10 protein-coding genes and 1 tRNA gene are annotated in these 12469 nt (G+C 67.8%); 2 read left to right on the top strand and 9 right to left on the bottom strand.

Features of this window, described 5'->3' with window-relative positions; genetic code table 11:
- Nucleotides 1–65 precede the first annotated feature (65 nt).
- The 5 genes from JAO74_RS00060 to JAO74_RS00080 form a co-directional block, all read right to left on the bottom strand.
- The gene (locus JAO74_RS00060) at nt 66–908 is read right to left on the bottom strand and encodes a D-alanyl-D-alanine carboxypeptidase family protein (protein ID WP_199033825.1); all 843 of its coding nucleotides are present in this window, start codon (nt 906–908) and stop codon (nt 66–68) included.
- A 176-nt stretch (nt 909–1084) separates the two neighbouring features.
- Nucleotides 1085–2575: a porin gene (locus tag JAO74_RS00065; RefSeq protein WP_199033827.1), complete on the bottom strand. Its 1491-nt coding sequence runs from the start codon at nt 2573–2575 to the stop codon at nt 1085–1087.
- A 145-nt stretch (nt 2576–2720) separates the two neighbouring features.
- The gene (gene ligA / locus JAO74_RS00070) at nt 2721–4853 is read right to left on the bottom strand and encodes an NAD-dependent DNA ligase LigA (RefSeq protein ID WP_199033829.1); all 2133 of its coding nucleotides are present in this window, start codon (nt 4851–4853) and stop codon (nt 2721–2723) included.
- Nucleotides 4854–4903: 50 nt separating this feature from the next.
- Entirely contained in the window at nt 4904–6586 is a 1683-nt protein-coding gene (gene recN / locus JAO74_RS00075) for a DNA repair protein RecN (RefSeq protein ID WP_199033831.1), read from the bottom strand.
- Nucleotides 6587–6659: 73 nt separating this feature from the next.
- A complete protein-coding gene (locus JAO74_RS00080) occupies nt 6660–7658 on the bottom strand; it encodes an outer membrane protein assembly factor BamD (protein ID WP_199033833.1) in 999 nt (332 codons plus the stop codon).
- Between the two features lie 117 nt (nt 7659–7775).
- Between JAO74_RS00080 and JAO74_RS00085 the strand changes: the two genes are divergently transcribed.
- On the top strand, nt 7776–8600 hold the full coding sequence (locus JAO74_RS00085; protein WP_199033835.1) for a class I mannose-6-phosphate isomerase: 825 nt from the start codon (nt 7776–7778) through the stop codon (nt 8598–8600).
- Between the two features lie 153 nt (nt 8601–8753).
- Here JAO74_RS00085 and JAO74_RS00090 read toward each other — a convergent pair whose 3' ends face one another.
- The 4 genes from JAO74_RS00090 to yajC form a co-directional block, all read right to left on the bottom strand.
- A complete protein-coding gene (locus JAO74_RS00090) occupies nt 8754–9128 on the bottom strand; it encodes an Mth938-like domain-containing protein (protein ID WP_199033837.1) in 375 nt (124 codons plus the stop codon).
- A gap of 7 nt (nt 9129–9135) precedes the next feature.
- On the bottom strand, nt 9136–10122 hold the full coding sequence (secF, locus tag JAO74_RS00095) for a protein translocase subunit SecF (RefSeq protein WP_199033838.1): 987 nt from the start codon (nt 10120–10122) through the stop codon (nt 9136–9138).
- 63 nt (nt 10123–10185) lie between these two features.
- Nucleotides 10186–11787: a protein translocase subunit SecD gene (secD, locus tag JAO74_RS00100; RefSeq protein ID WP_199033839.1), complete on the bottom strand. Its 1602-nt coding sequence runs from the start codon at nt 11785–11787 to the stop codon at nt 10186–10188.
- Nucleotides 11787–12137, bottom strand: a complete 351-nt coding sequence (gene yajC / locus JAO74_RS00105; RefSeq protein WP_199033841.1) for a preprotein translocase subunit YajC — start codon at nt 12135–12137, stop codon at nt 11787–11789. Before yajC ends, secD begins: the two co-directional genes overlap by 1 nt.
- A gap of 198 nt (nt 12138–12335) precedes the next feature.
- Here yajC and JAO74_RS00110 point away from each other — a divergent pair.
- Nucleotides 12336–12412, top strand: a tRNA-Pro gene (locus JAO74_RS00110).
- Nucleotides 12413–12469 lie beyond the last annotated feature (57 nt).

Raw genomic sequence — 12469 nt, forward strand, 5'->3', positions numbered from 1 at the left:
GCTCCATGACCACCACCGACGTCCGGGCGCAGCGTGGCGGGCGGGGTGATCGTGGCGGTTCAACCTTATCGGGAACGACGTCGGGAAACCTGTCCGGTCGCTCGCGGTGAGGAGAAGCCCGATTCCAGAAGGTTCGACACCAACAGATCGCGCGCGGCCGCGCTGCGGGCGCCAAGGACGACGACGACGACCCGTTTATCGCCGCGTCGACCGGACGCGGCCAGATTATATCCGGCCGGCACCGTGTACCCCGTCTTGACGCCGTCCACGCCGCGCAGCTTGCCGAGAAGATGGTTGTGGTTCGGTCGGACCTGGCCGCGCCACCGGATTACGGGCGTCGAGAAGATCCGGTAGCGTACCGGATGGTGACTGATGATGTAGCGAGCCAGTGTCGCCATATCCCGTGCGGTCGTCAGGCCGCCGGATGGCGCGAGACCGGTGGCATTGGTGAACCGCGTCGCGGTCATGCCCAGTTTCCTCGCCCGCCGGTTCATGGCCTGAACGAACAACGCCTCGCTGCCGGCTACCCGTTCCGCCAACGCGACGGCGACGTCATTGGCGGAGATCACGGCAACCGCGCGCATCGCCGCATCGAGGCCGATCGTTCGTCCTGCCGCCAGCCCCAGCCGTGATGCCGGTTGCCGCGCTCCTCGCGGTGTCATGACGACCTTCCCGGTGGAGCGCAGTCTTCCCGCATCGATCGCCTCGAAGGTCAGGAGAAGCGTCATCATCTTCACGAGCGAGGCGGGCGGGCGGCTCCGGTTGCCGGCGGCTTCGTACAGAACCCGTCCGGACCGGGCATCGACGACGATTTCAGAAACCGGCGCGGTTGCCGCGGATGCCGCGCCCGGAAGGCCGGTTGCCATAACGAACGGCAACAATGCCATCTTGATGTAAGGCAGTTTCATCGGATGCCTTTATGGTTTCGATCGGTGTGGATCGATAGCGGTCTACACGGCGAACCGGATGTACAGCCTGCCCCGGTGACGGCCGACCGTAAAGCTGCCTCGTGGATACGGTGGTGCGCTGCGCAGGTATCGCGACCGTCGAGTTCGGCAGGATGTCCCGAACAGGCCCGGCCGCGTCAGTAATTCCATTGCAGCTGGGTGCGGATCAGGTTCCCCTCGGCCGTGCCCTGACGGCGTTCGTCCGCTTCGGTGCGTTGCATGCGGGCATAGGCGATCGTGAATTCAATCGGCGGCACGGGCTGGAATTCGATGCCCAGTTCGAACTCGTCGGTCTCCAGTCGCGGGGCGTTGGGCAGGGCTTTCCAGCCGCCGCGATAACGCTGCCAGCGGGCGTAGGGCATGAACGCGCCGAGTGGCGAGCGGGGCACGCGGGCCATCGTCTGGATATAGCCGCCATTCAGCGATTTGTCGGTGATCGACCGCAGGACGCGATCATATTCGGGGCCGCGCCCCCAGTTCCATTCGGCCTGGAAACCGATCGGTTGCGGATAGAAGATCGCATGGACGCCGACGCGCTCCTCGCGGAAAGCGACCGGACTGATGCCGCCGTTGCGCAGTTCGGGCTGGACGTCGTTGCGCAGCGCGGCAGCGCCGACTTCGAGGACCTGTCCGGACAATCCCGTGCCCAGCCCGTCGAGTTCGAACGGCCAGGTGACGAGGGCCACGGTCATCACGCCGTCGTTGGTTTCCGTGCGGTTGATACCCTGGCCGTTGAAGACGCCGATCCCGAACGCGCCGTAATTGCCGAACAGCTTCTGTCCGTCGCTTGCCAGCCGCTTCCATGTCCGCTCGGCCTTCAGCGGGGTGTAATAGGCGACGACGCCGATATCGCGCTCGCTCGGCACCGCGCTGTTGATGCCGTCGCTGCGATCGAGCGTCAGGCGGTTTGACGAGGACTGCATGTTCTCCCACCCGAACGGCACCTTCGACTGGCCGAAGCGCAGGCGGAGGCGCTTGTCGCGGTCGATGACGGTGTCGACATACGCGTCGCGAAGCTGGGCGAACCCTTCGCGCCGTTCGCCGCCCGACTGGTTGCTGACGCTGGTCGCGAAATCGGGCTGGAAATAAAAGGACACGCGGTCGTTCAGATCGCCCTGCAGGACGACGCGGATACGCCGGAACGTGAAGCCGGTATTGTCGCCGATGCCGCTGTCATGCACCGACCGCAGGCGCGACGCGCCGTCGGGCGCGGTGCGATCGCCCGATAGAATCTCGTTGAAGCGCAACTGCGTATAGCCGCGCAGCAGGATGCGATCCGACCAGAGCCTGTGGCCGGTGGTGCGGCCGGCGAGCGACGCGGGGCCCTGCGCCAGTTGCGTGTTGCCGGGCATCGTTCCGGTGGGTGCGACCGGGCGTGTCGCAGCCAGTTTCGGGGCAGGATCGGCTTTCGGCGGAGCGGACCCGGATGCCGGCGACGTCTGCGCGAGCGTGACGGCCGGCGGTATCGCGGCCGCACCCGTCGTCTGTGCCGCCTGCATCCGGGCGATCGTCGCCTTCAGTTCATCGATCTGGCGCTGTAGATCCTGCACGGTCTGGGCCTGGGCCGGGGCGGCGGGCAGGGCGAGCGATCCGAACCCGGCCATCGCCACCAGCAAATTTCGTGGCATGGCTGGTCTTTGCCCTCGTTGAACGGGTTCGAAAGCGGACCGGCTTCGTTGCCCGCATTGCACTTTTGTGACGCCACCTATGACGATTTGGTGTTCCACGGCAATCCATTCCGTTCGGCGACTCGGGGGCCGCATCAGCGCATGGTCAGCCGGCGGTGGCGACGATGTCGGCCCAGGCGGCCTCGTCAATCACCCGGATGCCCAGATCGGCGGCCTTTTTCAGCTTGCTGCCGGCACCGGGGCCGGCGACGACCAGATCGGTCTTCTTCGAGACGGAGCCGGATACATGCGCGCCCAGCGCCTCGGCCTGCGCCTTGGCCTCGTCGCGGCTCATCGTTTCCAGGCTGCCGGTGAAGACGATGGTCTGGCCGGACACCTCGGAGACCCGGACCCGGTGGATCAGGTCGACCGGTTCCACCTGACGGAGCAGGGCGGCGACGACGTCGCGGTTGTGCTTCTCCGCGAAGAATCCGAGCAGCGCATCGGCCACTTCCGGCCCGATGCCGGCGGTGTCGATCGCGGCGACGAGCGCGCGGCCGCGGCGCAGGACGAACTTGCGCTCCGGCTCGCCCAGCACCGGCACGGTCGCGCGACGGACGCGAAGGGCGGCGTGGATCATGGCGGCGAAACCGGCGGCGGAGACGTAGCGGCGGGCGAGGTCGCGGGCGGTGATCTCACCGACATGGCGGATGCCGAGCGAGAAGAGAAAGCGGTCGAGCGGGATGCGGCGGCGCTCCTCGATCGCCTCCAGCAGCTTGCCGACGACCAGCTCGCTCATCCGCTCGCGCGCGATCAGCGCGTCGCGGTGCTCGTGCAGCCGGAAGATGTCGGCGGGCGAGGCGATCAGGCCGTCGCGGAAGAAATCCTCGATCCGCACCAGCCCCAGCCCGGTGATGTCGAAGGCATGGCGCGACACAAAATGGATCAGCCGCTCGACGCGCTGTGCCGGGCAGACGAGGCCGCCGGTGCAGCGCACCACCACCTCGCCCTCGCCCCGTTCCGCCAGCGAGCCGCATTCGGGGCAGTGATCGGGAAAGACCCAGGCGTCGCGCGGTTCGTCGCGGGTCAGGTTCTCGACGATCTGGGGGATGACGTCGCCCGCCCGTTGCAGCACGACGCGGTCGCCGATGCGGACGCCCAGCCGGTCGATCTCGTCGGCATTGTGCAGCGTCGCGTTGGTGACGACGACGCCGCCCACGGTCACCGGGTCAAGCCGGGCGACGGGGGTGAGCGCGCCGGTGCGGCCGACCTGGATATCGATCGCGTTCAGCGTGGTCTGCGCGCGTTCGGCCGGAAACTTGTGCGCGATCGCCCAGCGCGGCGTGCGGCCGACGATGCCGAGCCGTGCCTGCCAGTCGAGCCGATCGACCTTATAAACGACGCCATCGATGTCGTAGGGCAGGTCGGCGCGGGCGGTCTCGATCCCGCGATAGATCGCCAGCGCGGCCTCGATGGTCGGCGTGCGGGTGAAGCCATCGGCCACCGGCAGGCCCCAGTGGCGGATCGCGTCGACCAGCTGCGCCTGCGTCTCGCCGGGGACCGCGCTGGCCTCGCCCCAGCCATGCGCCAGGAAGCGGAGCGGCCGGCTGGCGGTGACGGTGGCGTCCTTCTGGCGCAGCGATCCGGCGGCGGCGTTGCGGGGGTTGGCGAACTGGCGCGCTTCCTTGCCGGCGGCGGTCGCCTCGGCGAGCAGGCGGGCGTTGAGGTCGGCGAAGTCGGTCTTCGCCATGTACACCTCGCCGCGAATCTCGAACACGGCCGGGGCCTCGCCGGCCAGCGTCGCGGGGATGTCGGCGATGGTGCGGACATTCTCCGTCACATCCTCGCCGGTCGTGCCGTCGCCGCGGGTCAGTGCCTGAACGAGGCGGCCGTTGTCGTACCGGAGCGAGCAGGACAGGCCGTCGATCTTCGGCTCGGCGGTCAGCGCGACGGGTTCGTCGTCGGGCAGCTTCAGGAAGCGGCGGACGCGGGCGAGGAATTCGGCCACGTCCTCGTCGGCGAAGGCGTTGTCGAGGCTGGTCATCGGCCGGGCATGGGGCACCTTCGCCAGATGCGCGGCAGGGGCGGCGCCGACCTGCGCGTTGGGCGAATCGGCGCGGACCAGGTGCGGGAAGGCGGCCTCGATCGCGGTATTGCGGCGGGTCAGCGCGTCATAGGCGGCGTCGCTGATCTCGGGCGTGTCGTCGGTGTGGTAGAGGCGGTTGTGACGCGCGATCTCGGCGGCGAGGGTGGCCAGTTCGGCGGCGGCGGCAAGGTCGGAGTCGGGCAGCGGGTCCATGGTCGCCGGGTTAGGTATCGCGGTGGAGGCCGGCAAGCCCGACGCTTGCGTCAGGACGGCAGGGGCAGGGCGATATCGTCCGGTTCCAGCAACCGGTCGGCCTGAGCGCGGGCTTCGTCGGTGATCGTGGCGCCGGACAGCATGCGGGCGATTTCCTCGCGGCGTTCGGTGTCGGTGAGCTGGCGGACGCCGGTGCGGGTGACGGTGCCGTCGTTCGACTTGGCGATCAGCAAATGCGCCGCACCGCGCGCGGCGACCTGCGGGCTGTGGGTGACGACGAGCAATTGCGTCGCTTTGGCCAGCCGGGCGAGCCGCTCGCCGATCGCGGAGGCGACGGCGCCGCCGACGCCGCGATCGATCTCGTCGAACACGATGGTCGCCGCGCCGCCCTGATCCGCCAATGCTACCTTCAGGGCGAGGATGAAGCGTGACAATTCGCCGCCGCTGGCGATCTTGGTCAGCGGGGCGAAGGGGGCGCCCGGGTTGGTCGAGATCTCGAATTCCACCCGGTCCTTGCCCGCGCCCGACCAGTTGTCCGGCGCGGCGGGGGCGACGACGGTGCGGAAGCGCGCGGCACCCAGTTTCAGCGGCGCGAGTTCGCCGGCGACCGCCCTGTCCAGCCCCTTGGCGGCGGCGAGGCGGCGGGCGGTGAGGGCGTCGGCGGCCTTGTCGTACGCGGCACGCGCCTTGGCCACGGTCGCCTGCAACGTGGCGACGCCGCCTTCGCCGGCCTCCAGTCGCTGCAACCGGGCCGACAGATCGGCGGACAGCGCGGCGAGGTCGTCGGGCTGGACGCGGTGCTTGCGCGCCATCGCCCGCAGCTCGAACAACCGTGCCTCGTCATCCTCCAGCGCGCGGGGATCGTAGACGAGGGCGAAGCGCGCCTCGCGCAGGCGTTCCTCGGCCACCGACCCCTCGATCACCGCGCGGTCGACCGCGCCCAGCGCGTCGGCGAGCGCGGGATGATCCTCGGCGACGCGTTCCAGCACGCGGGCGGCCTGACGCAGCTTGGCGAGGCCGCCGTCCGATCCGTCGAGATAATCCTCGATCGCGGACAGATCGTCGGTGACCTTTTCGGCGCGCTGCATCGACCGGCGCTTGTCGGCGAGTGCTTCCTCCTCACCCGGTTCGGCGGCGAGTTTCTCCAATTCGGCGACGGTGTGTTCCAGCCATTCGCGGTCGCGGGCGGCGGTTTCGATCTCCGCGCGGGCGGCGGTCAGTGCAGCCTCCGCGTCGCGCAACGTCGCCCAGGCGCGGGTGGTGTCGGCGGGGTCGCAGCGGCCGAAATCGTCGAGCAGCGCGCGGTGGCCGCGGGCGTTCAGCAGGCCGCGATCATCGTGCTGGCCGTGGATTTCGACCAGACGCGGCGCGATCTCCCGCAACAGGGTGGCGGAGGCGGGCTGGTTGTTGATGAAGGCGCGGCTGCCGCCATCGGCCTTTACGACGCGGCGGACCAGCAGTGGTTCGCCCGGTTCCACCTCGACGCCGTTTTCATCGAGCATCGCGGCGAGGGCGGGGGTGGGGGGATCGAAGCTGGCGGTGACGACCGCCTGCACGGCACCGTGGCGGACGAGGCCGCTGTCGCCGCGGCCACCGAGCGCGAGGCCCAGCGCGTCGAGCAGGATCGATTTTCCCGCGCCCGTTTCCCCGGTCAACACGCCCAGACCGGCACCGAAATCGAGGTCGAGCGCCTCGATCAGCACCACGTCGCGAATGGAAAGCGCGGTCAGCATCGTGACCGGATGTAGGCGGGTCGGACGCGGAATTGAACCGCTTATGTTCCGCCCGCCCGATCGGGGGCGGTTATTATTGCGGCGTCGACTGGCTCGGCAGCGGCGCGGAGCCGGCACCGGTGCCGACCGTCGACGGCGTGGTGCCTGCCGGAGTCGCGGTGGACGGCTGCGCCGTGCCGGGGGCGGCATCGGGCTGCGCGTTGCGCGGCTCCTTGGTGCTGAGGCCGGGGAGCGAGGCGGGGCGCGTCCCTTCCGGTACGATCGGCGTGCCGGGTGGCACCAGCGCCGCCTGCTGCACCGGATGCTTCTCCATCAGCTTGTACGCATGGTCGTACCAGTCGCTGCCGGGATAGTTGGCGCCGAGGACGGCGGCCGATTTCTGCGCCTCGACCGGCACGCCCAGCGCCAGATACGTCTCGGTCAGGCGCATCAGCGCCTCGGGCGCGTGGGTCGTCGTCTGATACTGGTCGATCACGGTGCGGAAGCGCATGCTGGCCGCCAGCCACTGGCTGCGCGTTTCATAGAAGCGACCGATCTCCATTTCCTTGCCGGCGAGATGGTCGTTGACCAGATCGATCTTCAGCCGCGCGTCTGACGCGTAACGGGTGTTGGGATAACGCCGCGTGAGTTCGCCCAGCGCGTCGAGCGCCTGCCGCGTGATCTTCTGATCGCGGGTCACGTCGGTCACCTGCTCGTAATAGCCGAGCGCGATCAGGTAATAGGCATAGGGCGCGTCGCGGTTGCCGGGATGGACCGAGATGAAACGCTGCGCCGACTGGATCGACGCGGTATAATCCTTGGCGAGGTAATAGCTGAACGCGCTCATCAACTGCGCCCGGCGTGCCCAGATCGAATAGGGGTGCTGGCGTTCCACCTCGTCGAACAGGATAGCCGCCTCCTTGTAGCGGTTCTGATCGAGCCGGCGGCGGGCGAGGCTGTACAGCGTACCCACGTCGCGCGCGATATAGGGCGTATCGCCCTTCGCGGCGCGGTTGCGGGCGCAACCGGCGATGGGAAGCGCGACGGCGGCGATCAGCGCGAGGGAAAGCGCGCGGGACTGGTGGATACGCATCGACAGCCGCCTTAGCGCAGCGGACAGCGCCCGAACAATAGGCTAGAGGCGGTGCAAGCGGCACGCATGGCACATCCGTGCGTTTCGCCCGTCGATCAACGAAGCCAGAGGACCATCATGCCGGCCACCAAGCTCCACACCCACCGCGTCGAGAAGCCCTGGGGCCGGTGCGACCTGTTTCCCGGATTCGAGGATGTCGCGGCCGGCGGCGAGCCGGTGGGCGAAGTGTGGTTCCAGGAGCCGGGCGACACGACGCCCGACCTGCTCATCAAATATCTGTTCACCGGCGAGAAGCTGTCGGTACAGGTCCATCCCGACGATGTCGAGGCGCACAAGCGCGGCCTGCCGCGGGGCAAGGACGAATGCTGGACGATCCTGGCCGCCAAGCCCGATTCGACGATCGCGCTGGGGCCGAAAGAGGCGATGACCGCGCCGGAACTGCACGATGCGGCGCTGGACGGATCGATCGAGGACAAGCTGGACTGGGTGCCGATCGAAGCGGGCGATTTCTATTATGCCGCGTCGGGGACGATCCATGCGATCGGCGCCGGCCTGACCCTGATCGAGGTGCAGCAGAATTCGGAGACGACGTACCGGCTGTACGATTACGGCCGGCCGCGCGAGCTGCATCTGGAAGACGGCGTCGCGGTGGCGCATCTCGATCCGTACCAGCCGATCGTCTCGCCGGGGCCGGTGGGCCAGCATCGCACGATCCTGGTCGAGGGGCCGAAGTTCGTGCTGGAACGCTGGACCGGTGGCGAGCATGCGGTGACGTTGCCCGAGGGCAAGACGGCGTGGATCGTGCCGATCGCCGGATCGGGCGAGGTCGCGGGCGTTTCGTTCAAGGCGGGCGAGTGCGTGACGATGACCGGCAGCGAGACGATCACCGCCGGGGCGGATGCGGATTACCTGTTCGCCTATCCGGGGACGACGCGGGTCTGAGGGTATCGGGGTGAGAGGCGGGTTGCCCTCACCCTGGCCTGATCGTCATTGCGAGCGTAGCGAAGCAACCCAGAGCCACATCTCCGACGCTCTGGGTTGCCGCGTCGCTTCGCTCCTCGCAAGGACCACCCGATTACGACATGGGCCGCGGTGTCATGCGTCCAGCGGGTAGAGCGCCGCGGCGATCACGCGGCCTTCCTCGCGCAGCACGCCCCACGCGCGTGCAGCGGCGCGGCTGTCCATGGCCTCCAGCCCGATGTTGCGGGCCTCCAGCGCGCGGACCAGCGAGAGGGGCGGGCGGACGAGGTGGGTGCCGGTGCCGATCAGGACGAACTCCGGCGCGGGGGTCAGCACCGGCTCCAGCGATTCGGTCGTTAGTGTAGCGATCGGCGGCGGCGTCCAGTCCAGCGCCTGCGTCATCGTCAGCAACAGCGCCGGTGCGACGGTGACGTCGTCCAGCCGGTAACCGGTACCGGAAAAGCCCCGGATTGCCGGGCCTTCCGACGGCTGGCCACGCTCCATCCGCATCGGCGGCTCAGCGCTCGCGCGGGACGATCCGCTCCGCGTCCTGACGACGCGTGGGATCGTTGGTGCCGGGCTTTTCCTTGTTCGGCTCGGCGCGCAGGCCCAGCGAGATCAGGAGCGACGACGATACGTAGATCGACGAATAGGTGCCGACCACGATGCCGAGGATCATTGCCGCGGTGAAGCCGCGCAGCACATGGCCGCCCAGCAACAGCAGCGCCGCGAGCGCCAGCAGGATGGTGACCGAGGTCATCACCGTGCGCGGCAGCGTCTCGTTGACCGACAGGTTGACGATCTCGCGCATCTCCATCTTGCGATAACGGCGCATGTTCTCGCGGATACGATCGTCGATCACGATCTTGTCGTTGATCGAATAGCCGATGATCGTCAGCACGGCAGCGACCGTATTGAGGTCGAATTCGAAATAGTCGCGCATCAGTGCAAAGAAGCCGACGGTCATCAGCAGATCGTGAACGATCGCAACGACGGTCGATACGCCGAACTGCCATTCGAAGCGGAAGATCGCGAACAGCGCGATGCCCAGCACCGCCAGCACGACGGCGAGGACGCCGTTGCGGATCAGCTCGCCCGACACCTTGCTGCCGACGGTCGCGTAGCGGCTGAACGTCGCGCCCGGGAACTCCGCCGCGATCGCGGTCTGCACCTTGCGTACGACGGCGTTGGTGGCACCCTCGTCGGCGCTGTCCTGCACCGGCAGGCGGATGGTGACGGTGCGCCCGTCGCTCGATTGCTGGAGGGCCGCCTGTCCAACGCCCTGCGCATCGACGACCTCGCGGACGCGGTCGAGAGACGGTGGCGTGGCGAAGCGTTCCTCGATCGACAGGCCGCCGGTGAAATCGACGCCCATGTTGAGACCGCGGATGCCGACCAGCGAAACGGCGATGATCGACAGCGCCAGCGTCAGCCCGAACGCCCATTTGCGCCAGGCGACGAAATCGATGTTGGTATCGTCGGGGACTAGCTTGAGGAGTTTCATGTCAGATTCCCGTCACCCCGGCGCAAGCCGGGGTCGCTTCGCGCAGGGGCGACGAAAGGAGGGTCATATATTGATCGTCTTCGGCTTGTTGCGCCGAATCCACTGCACGACCAGCATGCGCGTGAAGGTGACGGCGGTGAACACCGACGTACAGATGCCGATCAACAGCACGACCGCGAAGCCCTTCACCGGGCCGGAACCCAGCACCAGCATGATGACGCCCGAAATCGCGTGCGTCACGTTCGCCTCGAAAATCGTGCGGCTGGCTTCCTTGTAACCCAGCTCCACCGCCTGCACGACGGACCGCCCGCGATGCCGTTCCTCGCGGATGCGTTCGTTGATGAGCACGTTGGCGTCGACCGCGGTGCCGATCGTCAGCACGAAACCGGCGATCCCGGGCAGGGTCAGCGTACCGTTCAGCAACGCCAGCACGCCGAGGATGACGAACACGTTGATGACGACCGCGAGGTTCGCATAGAAACCGAACCGGCCATAGGTGACCAGCATGAACGCCACGACCAGCGCGACGGCGACGGCGGAGGCAAGCACGCCGGCGCGGATCGAATCGGCGCCCAGTTCCGGCCCGACGGTCGATTCCTCGATCACCTTCAATGCGATCGGCAGCTTGCCGGAGCGCAGCGCGATGGCGAGCTGATTGGCCGAATCGACGGTGAAGTTGCCCGAGATCGATGCCCGGCCACCCAGGATCGGTTCGTTTATGTTGGGGGCCGAGATCACCGAATTGTCGAGGATGATCGCGAACTGCTTGCCGGTGTTCTCCTGCGTCACCCGGGCGAAGCGGGTGCCGCCGGGGCCGTTGAAGGTCAGCGCCACCTGTGGCGCATTGGTCTGCGGATCGAAGGTCTGCGTCGCATCGACGATCTGGTCGCCCGACAGGATCGTCTGGCGCTTCAGCGCGATCATCGGCGGACCGATGGGGTTCGACGGATAGGGGAGGATGACGCTGCCGATCGGTGCCTGACGCTGCACCAGCTGTTGCGGCGTCGCGCTTTCGTCGACCAGCTTGAATTCCAGCTTGGCGGTCTTGCCGAGCAGATCCTTCAGCTCCTGCGGGTTCTGGAGGCCGGGGACCTGCACGACGATGCGATTGCTGCCCTGACGGATGATCGTCGGCTCACGCGTGCCGAGCGCGTCGATGCGGCGACGGACGACTTCCGTCGCGTCGTTCATCGCGGTGTCGATCGCCTGCATCATGCCGGCCTGGGTGGGCTTCAGCACGAAACGGCTCGAATCGACGACCTGGATGTCCCATTCGCGCTGGCCGGTCATGCCGGCGCCGCCGCCCATGATCGTCAGCAGGCGCTCGCGCGCGGCATCGACCTGGCTGGGATCGCGCAACAGGAACGACAGCTGGCCGTCCCGCGTGGAAATGTCGCCGATGCCGATGCGCGGGTTGCCCCGGCGCATTTCGGTCTGCACCTGATCGCGCATCGTTTCGATCCGCGTACCCGCCAGATCGTTCACGTCCGCTTCCAGCATCAGGTAGCTGCCGCCGGCCAGATCGAGGCCGAGATTGATCTTCGGCGCGCGCGCGAGCCAAGTCGGGGTGTAGCGTTCGGGCACGACGCTGGGGATCGCCAGCGCGCACAACACCGCGAGCAACGCCCAGATGGACCACACTTTCCAGCGCGGGAAATCCAGCATCAGTCGTTCGCCGGCTTCGAGTTCGGGCTGGTGATGTCGGTCAGCGTCGATTTCACCACGCGGACGCGGGTGTTGGGCGCGATCTCGACCTCGACGATCGTGTCCTCGACGCGCGTCACCTTGCCGACGATGCCGCCGGCGGTGACGACGTTGTCACCCTTCTTCACCGCCTCGACCGCCTGTTGCAGCGCCTTCATCCGCTTTTGCTGCGGACGGATCATCAGGAAATAGAAGACCACGAAGACGAGGAACAGCGGCGCGAGGCTGAGGAACGAGGCGATCCCGCTGCCCTGCGCGGCGCCGCCCGCAGCACCGGCTGCGGTCTGGGCATAAGCTGATGGAATGAACATCGGACCCGTTTTTTATCTGGTTGGCGGAGGGAAAGCCTCCACGCACGAACCGCGCCGCTACCACCCGCACGCATCCGTGGCAACGGCCGGCACCGTTTGCCGCCCATCCCATACGTGCCGAAGCGCTTGCATCGGCCGCGGCCCACGCGTAGAGGCCGCGGCTCGGATCGGTCGACGGCGTCGGCACGGTCCCTCGGTCGGGGCGTAGCGCAGCCTGGTAGCGCATCACACTGGGGGTGTGGGGGTCGCAGGTTCGAATCCTGTCGCCCCGACCATTTCATTATTTCGTTGGGCCAAGGTGGCGGCATCCGGAAATCGGCGACGCCGGCCTT

This window comes from Sphingomonas mollis (assembly GCF_016427505.1).
Classification (GTDB): domain Bacteria; phylum Pseudomonadota; class Alphaproteobacteria; order Sphingomonadales; family Sphingomonadaceae; genus Sphingomonas; species Sphingomonas mollis.